At 62.3% G+C, this 24,832-nt stretch carries 20 protein-coding genes; 10 read left to right on the plus strand and 10 right to left on the minus strand.

Annotation, left to right across the window (positions count from 1 at the left end):
* The first annotated feature begins 229 nt into the window (after positions 1 to 229).
* Together RHEC894_RS04495 and ubiA are read left to right on the plus strand one after the other, a co-directional pair.
* A complete protein-coding gene (locus RHEC894_RS04495) occupies positions 230 to 1,042 on the plus strand; it encodes a MipA/OmpV family protein (protein WP_085736415.1) in 813 nt (270 codons plus the stop codon).
* A 166-nt stretch (positions 1,043 to 1,208) separates the two neighbouring features.
* On the plus strand, positions 1,209 to 2,168 hold the full coding sequence (gene ubiA / locus RHEC894_RS04500) for a 4-hydroxybenzoate octaprenyltransferase (protein WP_085736416.1): 960 nt from the start codon (positions 1,209 to 1,211) through the stop codon (positions 2,166 to 2,168).
* 80 nt (positions 2,169 to 2,248) lie between these two features.
* On the opposite strand, the gene RHEC894_RS04505 is transcribed toward ubiA, so the two are convergent.
* Positions 2,249 to 2,815 carry a DUF6101 family protein gene (locus RHEC894_RS04505; RefSeq protein ID WP_010066354.1) on the minus strand — a complete coding sequence of 189 codons (567 nt, stop codon included), beginning with the start codon at positions 2,813 to 2,815 and terminating at the stop codon, positions 2,249 to 2,251.
* A 300-nt stretch (positions 2,816 to 3,115) separates the two neighbouring features.
* Between RHEC894_RS04505 and RHEC894_RS04510 the strand changes: the two genes are divergently transcribed.
* Entirely contained in the window at positions 3,116 to 6,451 is a 3,336-nt protein-coding gene (locus RHEC894_RS04510; protein ID WP_085736417.1) for a DUF1217 domain-containing protein, read from the plus strand.
* 157 nt (positions 6,452 to 6,608) lie between these two features.
* Here RHEC894_RS04510 and RHEC894_RS04515 read toward each other — a convergent pair whose 3' ends face one another.
* The 3 genes from RHEC894_RS04515 to RHEC894_RS04525 all read right to left on the minus strand — a co-directional run bounded on the left by RHEC894_RS04515 (position 6,609) and on the right by RHEC894_RS04525 (position 9,731).
* Positions 6,609 to 8,045, minus strand: a complete 1,437-nt coding sequence (locus tag RHEC894_RS04515; protein WP_085736418.1) for an FAD-binding oxidoreductase — start codon at positions 8,043 to 8,045, stop codon at positions 6,609 to 6,611.
* A gap of 34 nt (positions 8,046 to 8,079) precedes the next feature.
* Entirely contained in the window at positions 8,080 to 9,054 is a 975-nt protein-coding gene (locus tag RHEC894_RS04520) for an L-threonylcarbamoyladenylate synthase (protein WP_085736419.1), read from the minus strand.
* Between the two features lie 68 nt (positions 9,055 to 9,122).
* Positions 9,123 to 9,731, minus strand: a complete 609-nt coding sequence (locus tag RHEC894_RS04525; protein WP_010069636.1) for a DUF6656 family protein — start codon at positions 9,729 to 9,731, stop codon at positions 9,123 to 9,125.
* A gap of 423 nt (positions 9,732 to 10,154) precedes the next feature.
* On the opposite strand from RHEC894_RS04525, the gene RHEC894_RS04535 reads away from it, so the two are divergent.
* Both RHEC894_RS04535 and RHEC894_RS04540 read left to right on the plus strand, forming a co-directional pair.
* On the plus strand, positions 10,155 to 11,399 hold the full coding sequence (locus RHEC894_RS04535) for an aromatic ring-hydroxylating dioxygenase subunit alpha (RefSeq protein ID WP_010069637.1): 1,245 nt from the start codon (positions 10,155 to 10,157) through the stop codon (positions 11,397 to 11,399).
* Between the two features lie 381 nt (positions 11,400 to 11,780).
* The gene (locus RHEC894_RS04540; RefSeq protein ID WP_085736420.1) at positions 11,781 to 12,266 is read left to right on the plus strand and encodes a BA14K family protein; all 486 of its coding nucleotides are present in this window, start codon (positions 11,781 to 11,783) and stop codon (positions 12,264 to 12,266) included.
* Between the two features lie 173 nt (positions 12,267 to 12,439).
* Here the strand turns inward: RHEC894_RS04540 and RHEC894_RS04545 are convergent, their stop codons facing one another.
* Entirely contained in the window at positions 12,440 to 12,703 is a 264-nt protein-coding gene (locus RHEC894_RS04545; RefSeq protein WP_085736421.1) for a DUF982 domain-containing protein, read from the minus strand.
* Between the two features lie 240 nt (positions 12,704 to 12,943).
* The gene (locus tag RHEC894_RS04550; RefSeq protein WP_085736422.1) at positions 12,944 to 13,939 is read right to left on the minus strand and encodes a transporter; all 996 of its coding nucleotides are present in this window, start codon (positions 13,937 to 13,939) and stop codon (positions 12,944 to 12,946) included.
* 252 nt (positions 13,940 to 14,191) lie between these two features.
* Between RHEC894_RS04550 and RHEC894_RS04555 the strand changes: the two genes are divergently transcribed.
* Positions 14,192 to 15,970, plus strand: coding sequence for an acyl-CoA dehydrogenase (locus tag RHEC894_RS04555; protein WP_085736423.1), 1,779 nt, complete (start codon positions 14,192 to 14,194; stop codon positions 15,968 to 15,970).
* Positions 15,971 to 15,999: 29 nt separating this feature from the next.
* Positions 16,000 to 16,755 carry a crotonase/enoyl-CoA hydratase family protein gene (locus RHEC894_RS04560; RefSeq protein ID WP_010065822.1) on the plus strand — a complete coding sequence of 252 codons (756 nt, stop codon included), beginning with the start codon at positions 16,000 to 16,002 and terminating at the stop codon, positions 16,753 to 16,755.
* A 36-nt stretch (positions 16,756 to 16,791) separates the two neighbouring features.
* Here RHEC894_RS04560 and RHEC894_RS04565 read toward each other — a convergent pair whose 3' ends face one another.
* Together RHEC894_RS04565 and RHEC894_RS04570 are read right to left on the minus strand one after the other, a co-directional pair.
* Entirely contained in the window at positions 16,792 to 17,796 is a 1,005-nt protein-coding gene (locus tag RHEC894_RS04565) for an MBL fold metallo-hydrolase (RefSeq protein ID WP_085736424.1), read from the minus strand.
* 88 nt (positions 17,797 to 17,884) lie between these two features.
* Complete coding sequence (locus tag RHEC894_RS04570; protein ID WP_085736425.1) at positions 17,885 to 18,697, minus strand: oxidoreductase; 813 nt, start codon at positions 18,695 to 18,697, stop codon at positions 17,885 to 17,887.
* Positions 18,698 to 18,781: 84 nt separating this feature from the next.
* On the opposite strand from RHEC894_RS04570, the gene RHEC894_RS04575 reads away from it, so the two are divergent.
* Entirely contained in the window at positions 18,782 to 19,231 is a 450-nt protein-coding gene (locus RHEC894_RS04575; protein WP_085736426.1) for a helix-turn-helix domain-containing protein, read from the plus strand.
* Between the two features lie 66 nt (positions 19,232 to 19,297).
* Here the strand turns inward: RHEC894_RS04575 and RHEC894_RS04580 are convergent, their stop codons facing one another.
* Both RHEC894_RS04580 and RHEC894_RS04585 read right to left on the minus strand, forming a co-directional pair.
* Positions 19,298 to 20,548 (minus strand): class I SAM-dependent RNA methyltransferase, encoded by a 1,251-nt coding sequence (locus tag RHEC894_RS04580; RefSeq protein WP_085736427.1) that lies wholly within the window; start codon positions 20,546 to 20,548, stop codon positions 19,298 to 19,300.
* Complete coding sequence (locus RHEC894_RS04585; RefSeq protein ID WP_085738853.1) at positions 20,545 to 21,291, minus strand: TlyA family RNA methyltransferase; 747 nt, start codon at positions 21,289 to 21,291, stop codon at positions 20,545 to 20,547. Before RHEC894_RS04585 ends, RHEC894_RS04580 begins: the two co-directional genes overlap by 4 nt.
* Positions 21,292 to 21,422: 131 nt before the next feature.
* Between RHEC894_RS04585 and RHEC894_RS04590 the strand changes: the two genes are divergently transcribed.
* Both RHEC894_RS04590 and RHEC894_RS04595 read left to right on the plus strand, forming a co-directional pair.
* Positions 21,423 to 22,415, plus strand: a complete 993-nt coding sequence (locus tag RHEC894_RS04590; protein WP_085736428.1) for a DUF4424 domain-containing protein — start codon at positions 21,423 to 21,425, stop codon at positions 22,413 to 22,415.
* A 249-nt stretch (positions 22,416 to 22,664) separates the two neighbouring features.
* Entirely contained in the window at positions 22,665 to 24,602 is a 1,938-nt protein-coding gene (locus RHEC894_RS04595) for a methyl-accepting chemotaxis protein (RefSeq protein ID WP_085736429.1), read from the plus strand.
* Positions 24,603 to 24,832 lie beyond the last annotated feature (230 nt).

Consider the following 24,832-nt stretch of genomic DNA (forward strand, 5'->3'; position numbering starts at 1 on the left):
TCGGGCCACCTTCTCCCCGCTGGGGCGAAGGGGTTATGCTGCGACCTCTCGATTCTCCCTTCTCCCCAGCGGGGAGAAGGTGCCCGTAGGGCGGATGAGGGGGCCGCACGGCACCACTTTCATGAGCGCCCTTTGTTCGCTGTGGTTAACATTGGGGTAACGACCTCACGATAAATGTAGCCACCGCCGCCCTCCGCGGCTTTGTTTTTGCGTTTTCTGGAGTGCGGACGTGTCTCATCGATCAGTCGTATCGATCTCTTTGGCTATTGCCCTTTCATCCCCAGCTTTGGCGCTCGCGCAGGAAAGCGGCCAGCCCTTCTGGTCCGGCGACTGGTATCTGAGCGTCGGCGTCGCCGGCTTCTCCGCTCCGAAATTCGAAGGCTCGTCGCATAATGAATTCAAGTTCAGCCCGCTGATCTCGGTCGGCCGCCAGGGTGCAGGCCCGCGTTTTTCCTCGCGCAACGACAACCCGTCCTTCGCCCTCATCGACAAGGGCGCCTTCCGCGCCGGCCTCGTCGGCAAATTCGTCCCCTCGCGCGATGCCGGTGACGACAGTGACCTGAAGGGCTTGAGGAAGGTCAAATGGGGGGCGGAAGCCGGCGGCTTCGTCGAGGTTTACCCCACAGATTTCCTGCGCGCCCGCGCCGAAGTCCGCCAGGGCATTCGTTCCCACGACGGCATCGTCGCCGATCTCGCCGTCGATGCCTTCACCGATATCGCGCCCAACCTGCAGCTGTCGGGCGGCCCGCGCGCGACATTTGCCACCGCCGGCTATTACGACGCCTATTACGGCGTCAGCGCCAAACATGCCGCGGCAAGCGGCCTTGATCCTTACAAGCCGTCGTCGGGCATCCAGTCCTATGGCGCCGGAACGGCCATCACCTGGAAGGCGACTGAAAATCTCTCGGCCAGCTCCTTCCTCGAATATAAGCGGCTGGCCGGTCCGGCCGCCGACAGCAGCCTGGTGCGCGATCGCGGTTCGAAGAACCAGATCGTGATCGGCGTTTCGGCGACCTACAAGTTCAATTTCTCCCTGCAGTGATCCAATGCATGTCGCCCGGAAGTGCGTAGCGGTTCCGGGATAACGACATGCATCAAACATCCAGTGCATGTCGCCCGGAAGTGCGTAGCGGTTCCGGGATAACGACATGCATTAGACAGAGAGATCGCTTCTTGACCGGATCGCCGGCCGGTCGCTAGATGGCGGCATGCAAGATACCAACCATCTTAACGACCGCGTTTCCGACGCGCCTTCCGACAACTGGGTCTACCGGATCCTGCCGCCATGGCTCTGGCCCTATGCGCAGCTGGCGCGCTGGGACCGCCCGATCGGCTGGCAATTGCTGATGTGGCCATGCTTCTGGTCGGCGACCCTTGCCGCCAATGCGGCGATCGGCGAGGGGCTCTATTCCGGCAGCCTGCTGGTGTCGCACCTGTTCCTTTATTTCATCGGCGCGGTCGCCATGCGCGGCGCTGGCTGCACCTACAATGATCTCGTCGACCACGAGATCGACATGGAAGTGGCGCGCACCCGTTCGCGTCCGCTCCCCTCCGGCCGCGTCACGCGCGCCCGGGCGAAAATCTTCATCGGCCTGCAGGCGCTGGTCGGGCTTTTCGTGCTCTTGCAGTTCAACTGGTTCACCGTCTTTCTCGGCGTCCTCTCGCTCGGCATCGTGGCGCTTTACCCCTACGCCAAACGCTTCACCGACTGGCCGCAATTCTATCTCGGCCTTGCCTTCTCCTGGGGTGCGCTGATGGGCTGGGCCGGCATTTTGGGCGGGATTTCCTTTGCGTCCGTCCTGCTCTATGCCGCTTCCGTCGCCTGGACGATCGGTTACGACACGATTTACGCCCATCAGGACAAGGAGGATGACGAACTGATCGGCGTTCGCTCGACCGCGCGCCTGTTCGGCGACAGGACGAGAGTATGGCTGATCGGCCTTTATGGGCTGACGCTGGTGCTGATGTTTATGGCTTTCGCGCTCGCCGGCGCCAATCTCATCGCTTTCCTGGCCTTGCTCGGCGCGGCCGGCATGTTCGCCTGGCAGATCGTCCGGCTCGATATCGAGGATGCCGCCCAATGCCTGGCGCTGTTCAAATCGAACAATCGCGTCGGGCTGATCATCTTCTTCGGCCTCTTCGTCTCGCTGCTGTTTGCCATTCCCTGATTGAGACGATGAATGAAACGGCGAACCCGGCGCGGGCGCCGGGTTTCGAAATGCTGCGAAACGAAGTGTCGCGATATCGCTCAGTGGCGGGCGATGATTTCCTTGCCTTCGATCCGCATGGCGACGCCGAGCTGGCCGGTGGTGCGGCGCACGAGGAAACGCGGGCGGCGATTGGCGAAGTAGGAATGACGGCGGCGCGGCTTGAGATCGCTGGTGCGCAAGCCCCCGATATGATCTTCGAGCGGACGGGCGACGCCGTCGGCCTCGACCATCAGCATTGGAATGCGGAAGGCTTCCGACCAGCTGCGCCAGTCGGCGGCGATATCGCTGAGATCATGGGCGACGAGCAGCGGGATGCAGAGCTCGGGATCGGCGTGGTGCAGCTCGAGCGTGACGGTAACCTCACCGTCGCCATGGTCGATGGCGCGGGCGGCGACACCCTTGAAGACGCGCTTCGGCAGCGCAATCGACAGCGGCAGCCCGCTGGAAGGCAGGACTTTGCGCAGCACCGCGCCGCGTTCGTCGATAGTGATATTCACGTCATCCGAACAATCATGGATGGCGTAGCTGACCTGCTGGGGAAAGCGGGACGGATCGAGGCGTAACGTCGTGCCGGCCCAGGCCGGCTTCTTTACGGGATTGTTCATGTCATTCTACCCTTGTCTTACCTGAGAGCCGATTTCCGGTCTTCTCCTTGGGACTTTTCGTCCTCTATGGCCGACAATAGGGGCCCGCCCTTCCGTACAGCTTAAAAATTGCGGTTAAGAAAACTTTGCCTCCTCTGATGGTTATCAAAACCGAATCCGGCAGGGTTTCCGGAAGGTGAACGGTGTGCTGTGCGGAAATGATGCATCCTGAGGTAAGCCTCAGGTAAGCTTTCCATGGCAAAATGGGCTTACCAGCAGTTCGTCGTTCTTTTAGAGATTTTGCCGAAAAGGGCGCTATTCATGATCACGGCTTCCCTCGCTTACACGATCCTGTCGAAGGATATGACGTCCAGCCTCAACAAGGTTGCGTCTCAGGCGACGGTCAAGAAGGATGCCCAGTATTACGCCGACCATATCAACAAGGTCAAAGACGTCGACGACTTCCTCGGCGACTACAAGCTCTACAGCTATGCGATGAAGGCCTATGGCCTCGAGGACATGACCTACGCCAAAGCCTTCATGAAGAAGGTGCTGGAAAGCGATCTGACCGACCCCAACAGCTACGCCAACAAGCTTTCCGATACGCGCTACCGCGAATTCGCCGCCGCCTTCAATTTCAATGCGCCTGCCAAGGACGTGCAGACGGACGCGCAGGAGGACGACATGATCGGCCTCTACAAGCAGTCCTTCGCCGATGCCGACAAGGCGGCGAGCGCCGAGAGCACCTATTACAGCAATAATATCGACAGCGTGCAGACGGTCGATGATCTGGTCAACAATACCCGGCTGCGCACCTATGTGCTGAAGACGTTCAACATCGATCCCACCTATGCGTCGAAGGACTTTCTGCGCCAGGTGCTGACGAGCGATATCAACGACCCCTCGAGCGTCGTCAACACGCAAGGCGGCGACAAATACAAGGCGCTTGCCGCCCAGTTCAGCTTCAATGCCGACGGCACCGTCACCGGCACGGCGCAGACCGCCGCGCAGAAGGCCTCGGTCATCGAGACCTATACGCTGAATTCCCAGTCGGTCATCATCGACAATTCGGTCGGTTCGGATGTCTACTATGTCGGCGCGACGGCGGCCGAATATAACAAGGCCTATTACACGGCGAAGATCGGCACGATCACCAATGTCGACGATCTGGTCGCCGACAAACGCCTGACCTCCTACATCACGACGGCCTACAGCATGGGCGCCGACTTCACCGCCGCAGCGCTGCGCACGGTGCTGACCGATCCGGGCTATGCCCAGCTGATGGGTTTTACCAATGTCTACAATGCTTTCAACTTCAAGGCTGACGGATCGACCTCCAGCACGGCGCGCGTCCAGTCGGTCGACCAGGCGAATAAACTGAAATCGGCTGCATCGAGCACGACCAACTATTATTCGGTGACCTCGCAGTCGAGCGCCATCACCAATGTCGACGATCTGCTGGCCGATAGCGTCATGGCGCGCTACATCAAGGATGCCTATGGCCTCGGCACGAGTTTCAGCAATGCCGACCTGAAGAATATCCTGACCGATTCGACCTATGCCGCGGCCCAGGGCCACGCCGATCTCAATGCCGACTTCAACTTCAATGCGGACGGTTCGATCAACGGTTCGGCGATCCAGACTGCGGCTCAGCGCAAGTCGACCACCGACAAGTCGGCGGCGAACGCAGCGCATTTCAACAGCATGATCGGCAGTGTCACCAGTGTCGACGACATCATGTCCGATCCCGTGGCGGTCAGCTATCTCAGAACCAGCATGCAGGTTGCAGACAGCGTCTCCGATGCGACGCTGAGGACCTTCCTCGTCGATCGCACCGCGGCCAGCGCTCAGGGCTACAGCGACGTCCACGATCTCTTCAATTTCAAGGCGGACGGATCGGTCGCGACCCTTTACGCCTCCCAGACGGCTGCGCAAAGCGCCAGCACTGCAGGCAAGGCCGACGATGCCGCCGTCTATTACCAGGCGACGATCGCCGGCATCTCGAATGTCGATCAGTTGCTGACGGACAGCAGGCTGAACAATTTCGTGCGCAACGCTTTCGGTATCCCGTCCACCGTCACCGACGTCAATCTTCGCGCGATCCTCACCGACCAGAGCGGCACCGGCACCTATGCCGACGTTGCCGCCGCCTTCAACTTCAAGGCGGACGGCACGCTCAAGGACGGCATGGCCGCGCAGACGGCCACCCAGATCCGCGACACGAAGTTTGCCGCCAGCACCCGCACGGACGATTATTCGGCGCGGATGTCGACGATCGGCAATGTCGACGATCTTCTCGCCGACGACGCGATCACCAATTTCCTGAAGAGCACCTATAATCTGCCGACGGGCATTTCGAACGCCGATCTGAAGAGCATCCTGACCGATGCGACTGCGGCCGCCGCTGCCGGCCACGCCGATCTCAACGCCGATTTCAATTTTGCCGCCGATGGATCGCTGCCGGTGGTAAGCTCGGTCCAGACGGCCGATCAGGCGCAGACCACCAACGACAATTATATGGCGCGCTACGACGACGAGCGCGACGAGGCGATTGACGAGGTCGCCTCCAATTATTCGAAGATGATGGCCGACAGCAGCAGCCTGTTGAACTTTTCCGACATCAAGACCGTCAACGACTTCATGCGCACCAATAAGACGGCCGATTTCAGCAAGAGCAACGACAACCTGCCGGATCCCTATCATGTGGCGCTACAGGCCTTCGGCCTGACGGACCAGGAAGTATCGCGCTCGATGATGCGCAAGATCCTGACGAGCGATGCCTACGACCCGAAGGGTTATATCGCCTCGCTGAAGGACGAGCGCATTACCAATCTCGCCCGCGCCTTCAATTTCGGTCCTGACGGCAAGGCGGCCGCCCCCTTCCAGGCGCTGCCCGACGCGACAATGGCCAAATACGCCACCGACTACAAGGCGCATGTGACCATGCTGCTGAAGGCCGGCCCGGTGAAGGACAAGGCATCCAAGGACGCGACGACCGAAGTCAACTATTTCGCCAAGGGCATGGCGAAGGTGAAGTCGCTCGACGATTTCCTCGACGACAGCCGCCTGACCGATCTTGTTCTGAAGGCGAATAATCTCGATCCGAAGGATTACGACAAGGCGACGCTGAAGAAGATCTTCACCTCCGATCCCGACGACAAGAAGAGCTACCTCAACACCAAGGCCGATGCGCGCTTCAAGGATATCGTCGCCGCCTTCAACTTCGACAAGGACGGCAATCTGACTCGTGCCAAGATGGGCACCATCCAGAACAAGGCGGCGGAAGACCGTACCCAGCAGCTCTATGTCCAGCAGACGATGGAAACGCAGCAGGGTGAAAGCAATGACGGCGTCCGCCTGGCGCTCTATTTCAGCCGCAAGGCCCCGAGCATCACCTCGATCTATTCGATCCTCGGCGACAGGGCGCTTTATCAGGTGATCACAACTGCCTACAGCCTGCCGTCGCAGATGTCGGGCATGGACGTCGCCAAGCAGGCCGACCTCATCAACCGCTTCGTCAAGCTCGAGGATCTCCAGGATCCGAAGAAGGTCGACAAGCTGCTGCGCCGGTTCACCGCCATGTACGACGTCCAGAACAGCACCCAGCAATCGCCGGCGCTGCAGATCCTGACCGGCGGCGGCACGCAGCAGGCTTAAGGTGGGTCCGGCGGAAGTGCGCAATGATTGGCGCTGACGGTTGCCCCTAGCGAGCGCAGGAATGAGGGAGGAGAGGAAAGCCCTTTCCAGCGGCCGCACGACGACGCCCCGCCGCATTGCCAATCGCCGGATAAGGGGCAAACCCCATTCGTCAACCTCACCCTTCGAGGCTGACAACCTTCCCCGGGTTCATGATATCAGCCGGATCGAAGGCGCGTTTGATGCGGCGCATCAGGTCGATTTCGATCGCCGGACGGATTGCCGCCAGTTCGTCGCGCTTCAGCTGGCCGATGCCGTGTTCGGCCGAGATCGAGCCGCCCTGCGCCAGCACCAGCCCGTGGACGATATGGTTCATTTCGCGCCAGCGGGCGATGAAGGCGGCCTTGTCGGCGCCGACCGGCTGGGAAATATTGTAATGGATATTGCCATCGCCCATATGGCCGAAGGCGCAGATGCGGGCGCCCGGCATCGCCGCCATGACCGCTTCTTCGGCCTCGGCCATGAAATGCGGGATCCGCGACACCGGCACGGAAACATCGTGCTTGATCGACCCGCCTTCGGGCTTCTGGGCATCCGACATGCTCTCGCGCATGTGCCAGATCGCCTTCTGCTGCGCGACCGAGGCGGCAATTGCGGCATCCAGCACCAGCCCGGCCTCAAAACCCTGTTCGAGCACGCCGTTCATCATCCGCTCCGCCGTCTCGGCCGAGTCGGACGTCGAAATGTCGATCAGCACGTACCAGGGATAGGCCGTGTCCAAGGGATCGCGCACGCCGTCGATGTGGCGGGTGGTGATCTCGACGCCGAAACGCGGCATCAGCTCGAAACCGGTAAGAGAGGCGCCGCAGAGACTGGCGGCAAGGTTGAAGAGGCCGAGCGCATCCTCGACCGAATTCACGCCGGCGAATGCCACCTGATGGCCGAGTGGCTGCGGAAACAGCTTCAGCACCGCGCCGGTGATGATGCCGAGCGTGCCTTCCGCACCGATGAAGAGGTCGCGCAGGTCATAGCCGGTATTATCCTTCTTCAGGCGGCGCAGTCCGTCCCAGATCTCGCCGGTCGGCAGCACCACTTCAAGGCCGAGACAGAGCTGGCGCATATTGCCATAGGCCAATACGGCCGTGCCGCCGGCATTGGTGGAAAGATTGCCGCCGATGCGGCAGGAGCCCTCCGAGCCGAGCGACAGCGGAAACAGCCGCCCATGCGCCTCGGCCGCCTTCTGCACTTCGGCCAGAATGGCGCCGCCATCGGCGACCAGGACGTTGGCCACCGGATCGACATCGCGGATTCTGTTCATGCGCTCGAGCGACAGGATGATATCGGCCTTGCCGGCGCGCGGCGTCTGGCCGCCGACGAGGCCGGTATTGCCGGTCTGCGGCACGATCGCCGTTCCGGTCTCCGTCGCAAGCTTCATGATATCGGAGACTTCCTCGACCGAGCCGGGTTTCAGCAGCAGAGGGGAGGAGCCATGATAGAGGCCGCGGTTTTCGATCAGATGCGGCGCAAGATCGGCCTCGCCCCGAAGCGCGTATTTGTCGCCGACGATGGCGGCGAAGCGGGCGAGAAGATCGGGGGAAATGCCGGGGCTGCTCATCAGATCGATCCTCTCTCGCGTCCTATAAGGTCTGTCAGTCGCGGGGTGCGGCTGCCCGCTGCAGGCGATCGTTGATCGCTTCGCCGAGCCCCTCTTCGGGAATGGGCGAAAAGGCGATGCTCGATGCCCCGCTGGCATCGGCCCGCTTCATATAGTCGAAAAGATTGGCAGCCGCCTCGGCGAGGTCGCCGCGCGGGCTGAGATCGAGAACGATCCGCGCAGCCTCCGCGCCGGAGACCGCGGCACTGCCGAAGCCGATCAGCGCTTCGCCGGGTTCGACGGTGCGCGCATTGAGACGCACGGCGGCGCCCGGCGCATAATGCGAGGCGAGCATACCCGGCGCCTCGATGGCCGCCGATGCCGTCTTCGCCCTGAGCAGCGGCCTGCCTGCGACGCGCTCGATCTCGCGTGCCGCCAGGCCGCCGGGCCGAAGCAGTCTCAGCCGGTCGCCCTCCACCTTGACGATCGTCGATTCGACGCCGACGGCGCTGGGCCCCGCATCGAGGATCAACGGGACCTTCGCCCCGAGATCGGCCTCGACATGGGCGGCACTCGTGGCGCTGATCGCGCCCGACGTATTGGCGCTGGGGGCTGCGAGCGGCCGCCCGAAGGCGCCGATCAGGGCACCCGCAAAACCCTTCGGCACACGGATGCCGACGCTGTCGAGCCCGGCGGTCGCCAGCGAATGGATCGGGCTTTCGGGCTTCAGCGGCAGCACCAGCGTCAGCGGGCCGGGCCAGAAGGCTGCGGCGAGCGCCCGCGACACGGGATCGAATTCGGCATGTTCCTCTGCCATCGCAAGATCGGCCATATGGCAGATCAGCGGGTTGAAGCGCGGCCGGCCCTTGGTCTCGTAGATGCGGGTGATCGCCGCCGGATTGGTGGCGTCGGCGGCAAGGCCGTAGACGGTCTCGGTCGGAATGGCGATGGCAAAGCCGTCGGCGAGTGCGGCTGAGGCGGCTTCGAGCGCTGCCTGCCTGTCTGCCTCTATGTCGATGATGCGTGCCATATGCTGCCCGTGTCTGGTTCCGGCAGTCATTAGGCTTTCCGTCGCCCGCGATCAATCGCCTTGTTTGTTCACAATTGGCGGATGATTTCGCGCAGCTGTTCGTTGCGGGCGCCGAGCAGCAGGATGTTGCGGATCGCTGCCTGCGGATCGTGGGTGCGGAAGAGCAGCCCGTTGCCGCGCACCGACCGGTCGATGGTCATTTTTTCCACGGAGTTCTCACCCGGCTTGATCGCGACAGCGAAATACATGCGGGAATAGCCGACATCGATTCGTTCGAAGAAGTTGTCGTTCTCGCCGATATCGGAATAAAAATTGGCGATATAGAAGGCCCAGCTGACCTCTTCGTAATGGGCGAACTTCGTCCGTGCTGCGGTGACGTGGCAATAGCCGAGATGCGGGCTGTCCTCCAGCGTCCGGTGGAAGATCATCTTCGGAAACTGGATCGAGTGGTGAAAGCCGTTGATGTGCTGATGCGTCTTCTCGCCGGCCACCTGCAGTTTGCGTCCGGTTTTGGCGGCGACCTCGTCATGGGTGAGATAGCGCTTTTCCTCGGCCAGCCAGTGCCGCCGTTCGCGGGGAATGCGGCCGGTGCGCAGGAATTCGGAATGCGCGGCAACCAGCTGCGGCTCCTGCGATCTGCTCGTTTCTTTCGCGTCGAAATACCGGAGTTTGGCCATGGTTCGCGTGCTTCGTCGGTCTCGGATCGTCAGCAGGATAGGAGCGTATGCTTAAGGCCGTGTTAAAACGGCGCCAGCGGCCGCCTGCATGGAGGGTCGATGTCCGCCGATGTCGCAAATGCGATGATCGTGGCCGTCTGGCCGCCTCGCTCTTTGCGGATCGGGTCTTTACGCCATGTCGCAATTGACGATAATGGCCTGCGGAGTCGGGTGATGCGATCGCTCCGGACGGGCTGCTTGCATCCTGTCGTCAATTTCGAAGCCGATGTCGCATTACAACCAAGCGGCAGACAACCCAGATGATTAAATGGGCTCAGGTGATTAAATGACCGCCATGAACAATTCTCTCGAAGGAGAAGGAAGCGGGCGCGCTTCCGCCGGCCTTCAGCGTAAGGCGGCAACCGGGTGCACGAGGACATGAAGATGGATATTCGCAGCAACGTTTTGCGGCAGCTCAAGAACCGCCGGGAAGGCTTCAGCCTCGAACGGCCGTTCTATATCGACGAGGATTATTTCCAGCTCGACATGGAGATGATCTATTATCGCGACTGGCTGTTTATCGGCCATGATTGCGAACTGCCGAAGGCCGGCGCCTATTTCACCGTCCAGATCGGCAGCTATCCCGTCGTCATCGTCCGCGGCAAAGACAATGTCATCCGCGCCTTCCACAATAGCTGTCGTCATCGCGGCTCGCGCGTCTGCACCAAGGAGCACGGCTCCTCCGTGCGCCTCGTCTGCCCCTATCACCAGTGGACCTACGATCTTGAAGGCAAGCTCGCCTTCGCCCGCCATATGGGCGATGATTTCGACAAGACGGGCTTCAACCTGAAACCCGTCCATTGCGAAGTCGTCGCAGGCTATGTGTTCATCTGCCTTGCCAATACCGCTCCGGACTTCCAGCCGGTGCGCGACAAGATCGAGCCCTATGTCGCGCCGCACCGGATCAGCGAGAGCAAGGTCGCCTTCCAGAGCACGATCATCGAGAAGGGCAACTGGAAGCTCGTCTGGGAAAATAACCGCGAGTGTTATCACTGCGCCGCCAACCACCCCGAGCTCTGCCGCACCTATCCCGAAGCCCCGAGCGTCACCGGCACGGATGGCGGCGCCGACGATCCGGAGATCGCCGGCCATTGGGCGCGCTGCGAGGCTGCCGGCCTGCCGAGCAAGTTCCAGATTTCGCCGGACGGTCAGTTCCGCACCGCCCGCATGCCGCTGATCGAAGATGCCGAAAGCTACACCATGTCGGGCAAGCGCGCCGTCAAGCGCCCGCTCGCCGACGATATCTCGATCAGCCATATCGGCACCATGCTGCTCTTCCACTATCCGACGACGTGGAACCACCTGCTGGGCGACCACGCCATCTCCTTCCGGGTGTTGCCGCTCAGCGCCAACGAGACGGCGGTGACCACCAAGTGGCTCGTCCACAAGGACGCCGTCGAAGGCGTGGATTACAATCTCGAGGAACTGACCCACGTCTGGACCGAGACCAACGACCAGGATCGCCGCATCGTCGAGGAAAATGCTTTCGGCATTCACTCGCCGGCCTATGAGCCCGGCCCTTATTCCTCGCTGCATGAGGGCGGCGTCATGCAGTTCCTCGAATGGTATTCGAACTTCATGGTGAACCGCCTGCAGGGCGACCAGGCGAAAATCTCCGCCGTCGCCTGATTGATGCATGTCGCCTGGAAGTGTTCAGCGGTTCCAGGATAACGACATGCATGTAAGAAAGAATCTATGTCGCCTGGAAGTGTGCAGCGGTTCCGGGATAACGACATGCATCGAAGAAAGAATCCATGTCGCCTGGAAGTGTGCAGCGGTTCCAGGATAACGACATGCATCGAAGAAAGAATCCATGTCGCCCGGAACTGTGCAGCGGTTCCGGGATGACGCCCTCCATGAAACAAATTGCTTGAGGCGTTTCCGGTTAATCTCCGGTTCAGTTCGATTTCTCTAAAAGGGAAAGCAGCCGGGGCCGGCCTCTTTCGGAACCATTCGGGCGCGAAAGCGTTGCTGGGCAGGCGGTGCTCGCTGTTTGAATGGGAGAGAGAAATGATCGGGCTGAGAAATAAGATCGCGACAGCAATTCTCGCTGCCGCAGTCCTTCTGACAGGTTTCGTGCCGTCGCAGGCAATCCAGATACCCACCGCCCCGCAGGTGGAAAAATCCTCCGCCGTCGAGAACGTTCAGTACCGCCGCTACTATCGCGGCGATTATTACCGGCCCGGCTATCGCCCCGGCGCCTACTATCGCCCTGGCGCCTACTACCGGCCCGGCTATTACGGCGGCTATCGCGGATATTCTTATTATCGCCCGGGCTACCGTCATTATAACGGCTACTGGTATCCGCTCGCCGCCTTCGGCGCCGGCGCAGTCATCGGCGGCGCCATCGCCGCTCCGCGTTACGTCGAGCCCGCGCCCAGCATGGGTTCGGCTCACGTCGCCTGGTGCGCCAATCGCTACCGGTCCTATCGGGCTTACGACAACACCTTCCAGCCCTATAACGGCCCGCGCCAGCAATGCTATTCGCCTTATTAAGGCGACGCATTTGTCCCTCACCCTCTCCCCCGTAAAACGGGGCGAGGCGACGTGCCCTGCGAAACGCCAGCAAGGGACGGAGACGGTGCCGGCAGGCGGATAAGGGGCAACGCCACTCTCAGAACCCCAAATCTTTACCCTCAGAGAATATTCACCCGCCGCAGCCGCGAAACTCAGTGAACGACGGTGATCACCGAAATCCCAGCTTCGTCGGCGGCGCGGATAAGCGCTGCTCGCGCGTCCTGAGCCGGAATTTCTCCATGAATTGCCTCCCGGCACGCCCTGATCGCAATAAGATATTCATCTCCATCGTCGATCGGCCAGCAGACCGTCAGCATCTCGGCGGCCTGCCCGAGAGTTGCAACAAGCTTGTATTTTTCCGGCCCACTCACAACGAGCATCAGAGGGGCAAACTCTCCGGATGTGCACCATTTCATGACATTAGGTCTCCCCACGGTGAATACATTAGTAACCGTGCAAGAACCGTTCCGGATGAGGTGGGGTACGCGCAGCGCCGCGCAATGGCGTTGTGCCGACGGTGAGTTTGGCCGGGACGTCACCTCATTCTCCATCATCCTCGGCTCAAGGCCGAGGATGATGGAGAATGGGGGAAGCTCTGCGGCAAGCACCTTGAGGTTTGCTGGAATAGCCACGGAAAAGCCCCAGCACTCTCACCCTCAAAGAATATCCACCCGCCGCAGCAGCCACCAGGCAAAGGCAATCGAGGCGACGATGAGGGCGACGGCGTATTCGGTGCCGTAGTCGCCGACGGCGAAGGGCAGGTTGGCGGTGTTCATGCCGAAGAAACCGGTCACCAGCGTCGGCGGCAGCAGGAAGGCGGTCATGATCGACAGCAGATAGAGGTGGCGGTTGGTCTCGGAGGATTGTTTCGAGTCGATTTCTTCGTGCAGCAGGCGCGCCCTATCCTGCAGCGCATAGATATCGTGGTCGACCGTTTCCAGCCGGCTCGTCAGCCGCCGCGCCACGTCGTCGAAGCCGAAGGGCATCTCGTCCTCGTCGGCCGCCGCTGCGCGGCGCATCAGCGCCAGCACCGTGCGCAGATGCCGATGTAATCTCACTACGGTTCGACGCACCGGCGCCAGCCGCCGGCGTTCGTCGCGCGGCGCATTGTCGTAGACGATATCCTCGATCTGGTTCAGTTCTTCGGTAAGTTCCATGACAATCGCGATCAGCGTGCGCTGAAACTCGATCACCAGCAGTTCGAAGAGATCGACCGGCCGTGAGAATTTGCCCGGATTCTTCTCGATCAGCGCCCGTGCCCGCTCGACGCTGCGCAGCGGCTGCAGCCGTGTGGTGATGATGAAGCGGTCGGACATGGCGAAATGCAGCCAGCCGAGATTGTTGGTATCCTGAGCGAAATCGCGCTGGCAATCGACGAGCGTGCCGTAGAGCATCTGCTCGTCGACGGTGATGGTCGCATGCGTGTCACGCGTCGTCAGCGCCGATCTCGCGTCCTCCGTCAGCCCGTCGAGCGTCTCGAGCAAGGCCGGCACGCGAGCGTCGACAAGGTTGAGGTGCAGCCAGTAGAAACAGTTGTCTGCGGTCAGTTCCGCCACCGTCGCACTGTTGTTCAGCCGCACCGCCGTCTTTTCATCCGGCGAGAAGCGATAGGCCCAGACGAAGCCGGGTATATTGACGGGCAATGTATCCATTGGTCGCCGGTCCTTTGCGAAGGCGATGTCATTCCTTTAAAGCGCGCCGCATCCTGCACACTTCCGGGCGTCATGCATTAGAGATTCTCCATGACGTTCATTTGTGCAAGGTTGCAAGAGCCAAGCGTCACGCAGGGTAAACTATCACATGGCAGACCGGGAAATCGAAATTGACGTTTACGTAAAAATCAATTAGCCCTTGCCTTGGAGGGGCTTTGCCAAGGTGTGGGCCGGTCCCACGGAGGAAAAAGCATGTACAAGGCGCCCGTCGAAGAAATCGCGTTCACGTTGAAGCATGTAGCCGGCATGGGCGAGGCGATTTCAGAAGGGTTTTTCGGCGATCTCGGCGACGATCTGGTCGACGCCATCCTCTCTGAGGCGGGACGTTTTGCCACAGAGGAAGTGGCGCCTCTCGCCGATATCGGCGATCGCCAGGGTGCGCGCCTGGAGGGCGGCGAGGTCAGGCTGCCGGACGGTTGGCGCGATCTCTATCGCAACTGGATATCAGGCGGCTGGAACGGCCTGACGGCGCCCGAAGCTTTCGGCGGCCAGGCTCTGCCGCATATGCTGAATGTCGCGGCGCTGGAAATGTGGAATTCCGGTTCCATGGCCTTCGCGCTCGCCCCGACGCTGACGATGGGCGCCATCGAGGCCGTCAGCGCCCATGGCAGCGCTGCGCTGAAGGAGAAATATCTGGCAAGGATGGTCTCCGGCGAATGGACCGGCACCATGAACCTGACGGAACCGCATGCCGGCTCCGATCTCGGCGTCCTCAAGGCGCGCGCCGAGCGCCGCGCCGACGGCAGCTACCGCCTCTTCGGCCAGAAGATCTTCATCACCTGGGGCGAGCATGACGCGGCCGACAATATCATTCATCTGGTGCTGGCCCGCCTGCCGGATGCGCCGGCCGGCACCCGCGGCATTTCGCTCTTTCTGGTGCCGAAATTCCTGGTGAACGACGACGGCTCGCTTGGCCCCCGCAACGATCTGTTCTGCCACTCGCTCGAGCACAAGCTCGGCATCCACGGCTCGCCGACCTGCACGATGATCTATGGCGACGGCCGGTTCGGCGACGAAAAAGGTGCTGTCGGATGGCTGGTCGGCGAGGAGAACAAGGGGCTCGCCTGCATGTTCACGATGATGAACAATGCCCGTCTCGCCGTCGGCATGCAGGGCGTGGCGATCGCCGAGGCCGCCACCCAGAAGGCGCTCGCCTATGCCAGGGAGCGTACCCAGGGCAAGGCGCCCGGCTGGAGCGGGCCCGGTATGAGCCCGATCGTCGAACATCCCGATGTCATCAGCATGCTGCTGACGATGAAAGCGCTGACCCAAGGGTCGCGCGCCATTTCCTATGCCTGCGCCCATGCGATCGACATGTCCCACCGGGCAGGCGATGCCAGCCGCCACTGGCAGGAACGCGCCGCGCTGCTGACGCCGATCGCCAAGTCCTTTTCCACCGATGCCGGCGTCGACGTCGCCTCGCTCGGCATTCAGGTGCATGGCGGCATGGGCTTCATCGAGGAGACCGGTGCGGCGCGGTATCTCCGCGACGCCCGGATCGCGCCGATCTACGAGGGCACCAACGGCATCCAGGCGATCGACCTCGTCACCCGCAAGCTGCCGCTCTCGGGCGGCGATCAGGTGACGGGCTTCATCGCTGAATTGAAGGAGATTGCCGATAGCGTCCGCCGCTCCAATCTCGATGGTTTCGGCGAGACCGCCGTCAGGCTCGACGCAGCGATTTCAGATCTCGACGCGGCGACCGCCTGGCTGACGAAGATGCTGGCCGATGGCAAGGCGGCCGAGGCGCTCTCGGGTGCGACACCCTATCAGCGCCTGTTCGGCCTCGTGCTCACCGGCTGCTATCTCGCCAAGGGCGCTCTTGCCGAAAGCGGCGACGGCAGGGGCGAGGGCCGCGTCGCGCTCTGCCGCTTCGCCGCCGAAAACCTGCTGGCCGAGACCGCAGCCCTTGGCGACCGCGTGGTCAATGGCGCGGCAAGCCTGGCCGCAGCCCGCATCCTGCTCGCCTGAGGCGACCCCATGACCTCTGAGGAGATTCCATGACCGATTACATCATCGTCGAGCAGCCGTCCGCCCATCCCGGCGTCCAGCTCATCCGCTTCAACCGGCCGGAGAAGAAGAACGCCATCACCCGCGCCATGTACCGGACAATGGCCGATGCGCTGAAGGCGGCCGATGCCGATCCCGCCATCCGCGCCATAGCCTTTCTCGGCACTGAGGGCTGCTTTTCCTCAGGCAATGATCTGAACGACTTCCTGGCCGCCGCGGTCGGCGGCGGCGGCCTGGAGCAGGAAATCCTCGATTTCCTCTATGCGCTGGTCAAGGCCGAAAAACCGGTGGTCTCCGGCGTCGACGGTCTGGCGATCGGCATCGGCACGACGATCCACTTCCATTGCGATCTGACGATCGCCTCGAGCCGCAGCCAGTTCCGCACCCCCTTCGTCGATTTGGCGCTTGTGCCGGAGGCGGGCTCCAGCCTGGTTGCGCCGCGCCTGATGGGCCATCAGCGCGCCTTCGCCATGCTCGCGGCCGGAGAGGCCTTTTCCGCAGCGGAGGCAAAGGAGGCCGGTCTCATCTGGAAGGTGGTCGAACCCGGTGAAGTCGATGCCATGACGCTGACGACCGCCGCCCGCCTTGCCGCCAAGCCGCCGCAGGCGCTGCGCATCGCCCGCGATCTCGTCCGCGGCGACAGGGACGAAATCATCGCCCGCATCGACGAAGAGGCTCGCCATTTCTCCGCCCGTCTGAAAAGCGCCGAGGCCCGGGCCGCCTTCGAGGCCTTCATGCGCCGCTAAAACGCGTCAGATGAATCAGGCTTGATGCGACGGGCTTCAGGCCGCCGGCACATCGAAGACCTCGCCGGCCCTGAGCGGCCGAAACCGTTCCGGGGGAATATCGTGCGCGCGCATTGCATCTTGCAATGCCCTCGTCGGCGCATCGACCGCTTCGTTCGTCAGTTGGAACGTCGCGAAGTGATGCCCCGCCACATAGGCGGCGTTTGCCAGCGTCATCCCGATCACCGCCTCCTGCGGATTCTGGTGCTGGCCTTGCATGAACCATCGCGGCTCATAGGCGCCGAAGGGTAGAATGGCCAGCCGAAAGTCGCCATGCTTCTGCTGTGCGGCTTTATAATTGATGCCGTGGTGAAAGCCCGTATCGCCGACGTGATAGATCTTTCCGGCCGGAGTCGACAGAACGAACGAGGCCCAGAGCGCCATGCGGCGATCGGTGCCGCCGCGGGCGGACCAATGATGCGCAGGCTCCGCATCGATGCTGATTCCGGCGTGCGCAATGCGCTCGCCCCAGTCCATCACTGTTGTCTGTAGAGCGGGCACGGCGCGGCGGATGATCGTGTCGTTGCCGAGTGGCGTCACCACACGCGGCCGATGCTTCGCATGCAGCCGCTTGAGCGTTGCGAGATCGAGATGATCATAATGATTGTGCGTTACCAGCACGAGATCGATCGGCGGCAGATCATCGAATACGATGCCCGGTTGGACGACGCGTTTTGGCCCGGCAAAAGTGAAGGGGCTGACGCGCTCCGACCACACCGGGTCGGTGAGGATGTTGAGCCCGGCGACCTGCACCAGCATGGTCGCATGCCCAACCATCGTCACCCGCAGATCGCCACCGTCGACGCGTGGATCGGGCTTGGCCGCCGCATATGGGCTTGGGACCGAGTTCGGCCAACGCTCACGGCCACCACCGAATTGCCACCGCAGCAAATCGCGGAAACCAAGGGGCTCAATACCGTCGGGATTGAAGAAGTATGTGCCGTCGAAGTGATCGGACACCGGGCCGGTATAGTAGGGATTGCGTCTTTTGGTCTTGCGCATTCAGAATCGGTTTCCTTGGCCGAGAACAGGGTGACCTTAAGCGTCTCGGCTCGAAATCTGAATCCTGTTCTCGGTTAAAGACTCAGGCTCAGGCCGGAAACTCGTTGACCTTGCGCAGCAGGCCGTCGACCAGCCGTTCCGGGAGGTAGCGACGAAGCGAGCGAACCTGGCGCGACTGCTTGCCGGCGGAATAACGCAGCTTCGGCTTCTTGGCCGTTGCGGCTTTCACGACCATGTCGGCGACAACCTGCGGCGCGTCGCCCATTTCCACCCATTTGCGCATCAGCGCTTCGCTGCGGGCGCGCTCCGATGCATAGACCGGAAGAGGTTGGTCTGCTCGTGTCAGGTTTTCCTCAAAGGATGTTCTGGTGACGCCGGGTTGGACGAGAACGACACGAATGCCGAAGTTGCGCACTTCATGATCGAGCGACTCGGAATACCCCTCGAGCGCATGTTTGGTCGAGGCGTAGAAGGCGTTGTAGGGAGACGGAATGAGGCCGAGGATCGAACTCATGTTGACGATCCGCCCGCTCTTCTGCTTGCGCATGACCGGCAGCACGGCATTGACGACGCGCGCCACGCCGAAAAGGTTGACGTCGAAAAGCCGCTGGGCCTGGATGATCGAGGATTCTTCGGCGCCGCCGATAAGGCCGATGCCGGCATTATTGACGACGAGGTCGAGGCGGCCGGTTTGCCGGACGATCTCTGCAACAGCTGCCTGCACCGAGGCTTCATCGGCCACATCGCAGATCAGCATCGTTATCCCAGGCCTGTTGGCGGCTGATTTGCGGCTGGTCCCGAACACGCGGTAGCCGGCCTTTACCAGAGATTCAGCCGTCGCAAGGCCAATGCCGGAGGACGCACCGGTGACCAGTGCAACGTTTCTGCTTTTGTCGATCATACTGTCCGCTTTCAAAGGGTGGATCATTGTTGGCCGATCTGTTACTATCTTTTCGATATCATGTCACTATCGAAAAGATACCTAATGAAAAAAAATCCGATTCCGCAGTGCCCGGTCGCCCGCGGCCTTCAATCCGTCGGCGATGCCTGGAGCATTCTGGTCTTGCGCGACGCCCATACCGGCCTTACCCGCTTCGACCAGTTCAGGAAGAGCCTCGGCATCGTGCCGACCATGCTCACCAAGCGCCTCAAGGCGCTGACGGATGACGGCCTGCTGGAAAAGCGCCTCTATTCCGAGCGGCCGCCCCGCGAGGAGTACGTGCTGACGGAAGCAGGCCGGGATTTCCTGCCGGTGCTGATGATGATCGGGGCGTGGGCGCACCGCCACTGTGACGGCGAACTCGCCCGTTATGTCGATGTCGAAACGGGCTTGGAGATCGAGCCGATCGCCATCGATGCCGTCAGCGGGGCGAAACTCGGAACGCGGGCAATGCGGCTGAGTGTGGGTGCGGACCGGGAATCCGGCACGCGATAAAGGTGATGCTTGAGGGCATTGCGCCCTCGGCATTGATATGGACGGGGTGAGCCGGCGGGCGGCCGCCTATTTCTCCAGCGTCGCCACCACCTCGACATGCGAGGTCCAGAGGAACTGGTCGATCGGCGTCACGCCGGTGATCCGGTAGCCGCCCTCGACGAGGATTGCGAGGTCGCGCGCCAGCGTCAGCGGATTGCAGCTGACGGCGGCGATCTTCTTCACGCCGGAGCGGGCAAGCTCCTTGCACTGGAACTCCGCACCGGCGCGCGGCGGATCGAAGACGACAGCGTCATAGGGCTTGAATTCCTGCGTCATCAGCGGACGGCGGAAGAGATCGCGTTTTTCGACGCTGACCGGCTTCAGCCCCTGTGTCTTGCGGGCGGCCTGATCGAGGGCTGCGAGCGCCGCTGCCTCGGCCTCGACCGCATGCACCCGGCCGATCCGCGCCAGCCTGAGCGAAAACGTGCCGGCGCCGGCAAAGAGATCGGCGATCCGCTTGGCCTTGCCGACATGGGCAAGCACCAGCTCTGCCATCGCCTCTTCCGCCGGTTTGGTTGCCTGGGCAAAGCCGCCCGCCGGCGGCGAAACCTGGACGCCGCCGAAATCGATGAGCGGCTTTGCCGGCTCGACGAGGATTTCGCCGTTCAGCGAAACGCGGGCAATGCCGCGCAGGCCGAGCACGGTCTCGATTGCCTTGCGCCGCTGCGGGTCGGACAGTTTCTTCACCTCGTCGACCGCGACATCGAGCCCGGACAGCGTTTCGAGCACTGAAATGCGGAAGGGTTCGGCATTGGTCGCCAGCGAAGCGCCGATCGCCTTGATCGCCGGCAGCCGGGCGATGATCCCTGCCGACGAGATCGGACATTCCTCGATCGCGACGATATGATGGCTTTCGGCCTGGTTGAAACCGATCAGCATATCCTTCTCGGTCTTGCGCGCCGCAAACACCACCCGGCGGCGTTCGCCCGGCTGGGCCGGAACGATTTCGCCGACATCAGGTGTCAGCCCCTTGGATCTCAGCGCATCGACGACCAGCTGGCGCTTGAAGGCGCGGTAGGGGCCATCTGCCATATGCTGCAGCGTGCAGCCGCCGCAGGTGCCGTTGACGCCGTCCGGGCCGAAATGCCGGCAGGGCGGCTCCTGCCTGTCGGGCGAGGCTGTCGTGATCGACATGATCGTGCCCTGGCTTTTGACGCGGGCGATCGCCACGCTTTCTCCAGGCAGAGAAAAGGGCACATAGACAGGTCCGCCGGCGCTGCTCGCAATGCCGTCGCCCTGGGCGCCGAGTTTTTCGATCGTGACGGTTTCGGTGCTCACGGTTTCAATCCTGCCAGAAGATATTCCCGATTGCCGTCGCCGCCTGATATCGGGGAGGGGATGAGGCCAAGGCTGTTCCAGCCCATGTCCTCGGTGAACCAGCGCGCGAGTTCCGCAGCGACGGCGGGCGCGGAGGAAGGGTCTTTCAGCAGCCCGCCCTTGCCGATCGCCTCGCGCCCCGCCTCGAACTGCGGCTTGACCAGCAGCACGGCGACGGCGCCCGGCTCGGCGATCTCAAGAGCCGGCGCCAGCGCCAGCTTCAGCGAGATGAAGGAAACGTCGGAGACGATGAAGGTGGCGGGTCGGCCGATATCGTCAGCCGTCAAATTGCGGGCGTTGAGGCCTTCCCGATTGGTCACGCGTGCATCGCCAGCGATGCGCGGATGCATCTGCCCATGGCCGACATCGATCGCGGTGACATGCGCGGCACCGCGCTGCAGCAGCACCTCGGTGAAGCCGCCGGTGGAAGCGCCGATATCGAGACAGTGATGGCCGGCGGGATCGAGCCGGAAATGGTCGAGGGCGGCGGCAAGTTTCAGTGCGGCGCGCGAGACATAGTCCTGCGCCGGGTCGTCGATCTCGATGACGGCATCTTCGCCGATGAGCGCCCCGGCTTTCGTCACCACCTGGCCGGCGATCCTGACGGTGCCGCGTTGCACGGCGTCGCGAGCCCGTGAGCGGCTGGCAAAAAGGCCGCGGGAGACGAGAAGCTGGTCGAGGCGTTGGCTGTTTTGATCGGACATCGGCTGTGAATGACCGGCAAAGCCGCCGGTTGCAAGCGTTTTGTTCCCGGGAGCGTCATTGACCCTCAAAAGCTTTCGGCGATAATTCTGCCGCGGCAATCGCGGGGCGGCCGCAGGCACGGGGGTGTTTTATGCTGAAGCTCTTCACTCTTCTCGTCGCGGCGGGGATCGCATCGCCGGCGCTGGCGAACGACACCATGGCCGAGGTCAAGACCGGTGGGTTGATCTTTGCCCAGTCCGACGATGTCAGCATGGCGGAGGAGGATCTCTTCATCTCCGCTTCGCAAGTGCGTGTCGACTATGTCTTCGAAAACACGTCCGACAAGGATGTCGATAGCCTGGTCGCCTTCCCGATGCCCGACATATCGGGTCAGGTGGACAGCAATTCCTCCATATCGGATTATGACAGCGATAATTTCCTGCATTTTTCCACCGTGCAGGATGGCAGGCCGATCACCGCCAAACTGCAGCAGCGCGTCGTCTCGCTCGGCATCGACGTCACCGACGAGCTTGCCAAAAACGGCATTCCGGTCCTGCCTTACAGCCAGAAGACCCGTGACGCGCTCGCCAAGCTTCCCCAAGCCGTCCGAAAGGACTGGATCGCCCGCGGCCTGATCTATGCCATGACGGACGCCGATCTCGTGCCGCTGTGGACGCTGCGTTCGACCTATTGGTGGCGCACCACCTTTCCGGCGAAGAAGAAGGTCAGTGTCCAGCATCGCTACACGCCGGCCGTCGGCGGCACCGTCGCCATCAGCTTTCTCGAAGGTGGCGAGGCGAAGGGTGAACGCTTCGAGGAATATTCCCGCAAATACTGCCTGGATACGGACTTCGTCAGAACCGCCCGGCAGCGGGCCGCGGAGGCTGAGGCCGGCGGCGCCAACTATACCGAAAGCTGGATCTCCTACGTGCTGTCGACCGGTGCCAACTGGGCGGGGCCGATCCGGCGCTTCCAACTGACGATAGACAAGGGCAAGCCCGGCAGTCTCATCAGCTTCTGTGGCAGCAACGTCGAGAAGATCGGCCCGACGACCTTCCGGATGACCGCGGAGGATTTCGATCCCGAAAAGGATTTCGACATCCTGATTCTCAATCCGCCGGAAGCGGAACCAAAGACGCCTTAATTTAAGCAAGTTTAATCACGTCTCGGGCGGCCGCCGCGCCGCCTAATTTAAACAAATCTAAAGCTCGCCCGCATAGCTTCGGCGCGATTGCAGCGGTTCGTTCGAACCGCTTCGTGCCATGAAGGCGCAAGGCGTCCTCCCCGCCGATCATGTTCCCAATTCAGAAGGTCCTGCGGTTGCGCATCACGCGCGACCCGCCTTCGCCGCCCCGTCTTCGTTGCGTCGACTGTCGTCAGGAGAAATTCACCGATGTCCGCCAAAAACATATCCTTGAACGGAAAGCTTGCTGCCACATTCGCAGCCCTCATTCTCATCTTCATGTCCGTTTCCGTCTTCGTCTATTCCAAGGCGACGGCATCGGCGGCGGCTTCCGCCGAGCAGGAAAAGTCCGAGCTGCTGGTCAATCAGATCGATGATGCGCTGCAGGCGATGCTCGAGCAGGCCGTCAACCTGCGCGGCTTCATCCTCTTCCGCAGTGACAGCACTTATGGCGACGTCTTCGCCAATCGCGAGCGCATGCTGAAGGCGATCGCCGCCGCCAGGCAGACCGCCGCCGCCGAGCCGCAGCTGGTCGAGATGATCGACGGCATGCAGAAGGCCGCAGACCTCTATTTCCATGAGCTTGCCGAGCCGCAGACCAAGGCGCGCAAGGAAACAGACATGCCGATCGAGGAAGTCGTCAAGATCGGCGTCAACGCCACCAAGGGCCAGCTCGACGGCTTCCGCCAGGCTTCCGCCAAGATCAAGGCCACCGCCCGCGAAAAGTCGGATGCGCTCGCCGCGATCCAGGCCGATGCCAACAGCGATCTGAAGACGACGCTGCTTGCCGGCGGCATCCTCGCCTCTCTTGCCGCCGCCCTGCTCGCCTGGCTGATGTCGCGCACCATCGTCCGCCCGGTCGTCGGCATGACCGCGGCCATGGATCGCCTCGCCGGCGGTCAGAACGACATCGAGGTTCCGGCTGTCGAGCGTGGTGACGAAATCGGCCGCATGGCCCAATCGGTGCTGGTCTTCAAGCAGGCGGCAATCGAGAAGCTGCGGCTTTCCGGCGAGACCGACCGCATGCGCGGCGAAGCCGAGCGCCAGCGCCAGGCAAGCGACGAGCAGAAGGCGCGCGAGGAAGGCGAGATCCGCTACGCCATCGACGCGCTCGCAGGCAGTCTCGCCGCACTTGCCGACGGCGATGTCGCCGCACGCATCCAGACGCCGTTCGCGCCGCAATATGACAGCCTGCGCAACGACTTCAACAATGCCGTCGAAAAGCTGCAGGCAGCTCTCCAGTCGGTCGGCCGCAATGCCTCGGCAATCAATGCCGGCGCCGGCGAGATCCGCTCGGCCGCCGACGATCTGGCCCATCGCACCGAACAGCAGGCCGCTGCCGTCGAACAGACCGCCGCAGCGCTCGAGCAGGTGACGACGACCGTCCGCGACAGCGCCAGGCGCGCCGAGGATGCCGGCAATCTCGTTGAGCGCACCCGCCTTGGCGCGGAAAAATCCGGCGATGTCGTCCGCAAGGCGGTCTCCGCCATGCAGCAGATCGAGAAGTCCTCGGGCGAAATCTCCAACATCATCGGCGTCATCGACGACATCGCCTTCCAGACCAACCTGCTGGCTCTCAACGCCGGTGTGGAAGCGGCCCGCGCCGGCGATGCCGGCAAGGGTTTTGCGGTCGTCGCCCAGGAAGTGCGCGAACTTGCCCAGCGCTCGGCCAATGCCGCCAAGGAGATCAAGGCCTTGATCACCACGTCAGGCGAGCAGGTCATCGCCGGCGTCTCCCTCGTCGGCGAGACCGGCAAGGCGCTGGAAGCGATCGTCGCCGAGGTGCAGGAGATCAACCGCCATGTCGGCGCGATCGTCACCGCCACGCGCGAACAGTCGATCGGCCTGCAGGAGATCAATACCGCCGTCAACAATATGGATCAGGGCACCCAGCAGAACGCGGCCATGGTCGAGGAGCAGACCGCGGCAAGCCATGCGCTCGCCCAGGAAGCAAGCGCGCTGGACGAGTTGCTGCACCAGTTCAAGCTCGGCCAGACGGTCCCGGCGTCGCGTGCAACGATTGCCGCCGCAAACGCCCGTCCGGTCGCCTCACCGGCCCGCGCCCTCGCCGGCAAGGTCACCAAGGCCTTCGGCGGCAGACAGGCAAGTGCTGCGGCGGCTGTTCAGGACGAGTGGACGGAGTTCTGAGAGCGGGGCTTTCGGAAGGAACGTAAAATGCAGAGGGCGGCGCAGAGATGTGCCGCCCTTTTTTGATGATGATATGATCGTTGTGCCGGCGGCCCCTCATCCGCCCTACGGGCACCTTCTCCCCGAGGGGAGAAGAGGGGATCGAGACGTTGCCGCAAATCCCTTCTCCCCAGCGGGGAGAAGGTGGCCCGAAGGGTCGGATGAGGGGGCCACACGGCATGCCCTCAAAT

The organism is Rhizobium sp. CIAT894 (assembly GCF_000172795.2).
Lineage (GTDB): Bacteria > Pseudomonadota > Alphaproteobacteria > Rhizobiales > Rhizobiaceae > Rhizobium.

What these genes read in the sequence shown, in the direction of transcription:
- RHEC894_RS04570 (WP_085736425.1), bottom strand. Translation starts at nt 18,697, where the DNA reads ATGATCGACAAAAGCAGAAACGTTGCACTGGTCACCGGTGCGTCCTCC.
- RHEC894_RS04525 (WP_010069636.1), bottom strand. Translation starts at nt 9,731, where the DNA reads ATGGCCAAACTCCGGTATTTCGACGCGAAAGAAACGAGCAGATCGCAG.
- RHEC894_RS04535 (WP_010069637.1), top strand. Translation starts at nt 10,155, where the DNA reads ATGGATATTCGCAGCAACGTTTTGCGGCAGCTCAAGAACCGCCGGGAA.
- RHEC894_RS04515 (WP_085736418.1), bottom strand. Translation starts at nt 8,045, where the DNA reads ATGAGCAGCCCCGGCATTTCCCCCGATCTTCTCGCCCGCTTCGCCGCC.
- RHEC894_RS04585 (WP_085738853.1), bottom strand. Translation starts at nt 21,291, where the DNA reads ATGTCCGATCAAAACAGCCAACGCCTCGACCAGCTTCTCGTCTCCCGC.
- RHEC894_RS04505 (WP_010066354.1), bottom strand. Translation starts at nt 2,815, where the DNA reads ATGAACAATCCCGTAAAGAAGCCGGCCTGGGCCGGCACGACGTTACGC.
- RHEC894_RS04540 (WP_085736420.1), top strand. Translation starts at nt 11,781, where the DNA reads ATGATCGGGCTGAGAAATAAGATCGCGACAGCAATTCTCGCTGCCGCA.
- RHEC894_RS04520 (WP_085736419.1), bottom strand. Translation starts at nt 9,054, where the DNA reads ATGGCACGCATCATCGACATAGAGGCAGACAGGCAGGCAGCGCTCGAA.
- RHEC894_RS04560 (WP_010065822.1), top strand. Translation starts at nt 16,000, where the DNA reads ATGACCGATTACATCATCGTCGAGCAGCCGTCCGCCCATCCCGGCGTC.
- RHEC894_RS04545 (WP_085736421.1), bottom strand. Translation starts at nt 12,703, where the DNA reads ATGAAATGGTGCACATCCGGAGAGTTTGCCCCTCTGATGCTCGTTGTG.
- RHEC894_RS04590 (WP_085736428.1), top strand. Translation starts at nt 21,423, where the DNA reads ATGCTGAAGCTCTTCACTCTTCTCGTCGCGGCGGGGATCGCATCGCCG.
- ubiA (WP_085736416.1), top strand. Translation starts at nt 1,209, where the DNA reads ATGCAAGATACCAACCATCTTAACGACCGCGTTTCCGACGCGCCTTCC.
- RHEC894_RS04595 (WP_085736429.1), top strand. Translation starts at nt 22,665, where the DNA reads ATGTCCGCCAAAAACATATCCTTGAACGGAAAGCTTGCTGCCACATTC.
- RHEC894_RS04550 (WP_085736422.1), bottom strand. Translation starts at nt 13,939, where the DNA reads ATGGATACATTGCCCGTCAATATACCCGGCTTCGTCTGGGCCTATCGC.
- RHEC894_RS04510 (WP_085736417.1), top strand. Translation starts at nt 3,116, where the DNA reads ATGATCACGGCTTCCCTCGCTTACACGATCCTGTCGAAGGATATGACG.
- RHEC894_RS04575 (WP_085736426.1), top strand. Translation starts at nt 18,782, where the DNA reads ATGAAAAAAAATCCGATTCCGCAGTGCCCGGTCGCCCGCGGCCTTCAA.
- RHEC894_RS04555 (WP_085736423.1), top strand. Translation starts at nt 14,192, where the DNA reads ATGTACAAGGCGCCCGTCGAAGAAATCGCGTTCACGTTGAAGCATGTA.
- RHEC894_RS04565 (WP_085736424.1), bottom strand. Translation starts at nt 17,796, where the DNA reads ATGCGCAAGACCAAAAGACGCAATCCCTACTATACCGGCCCGGTGTCC.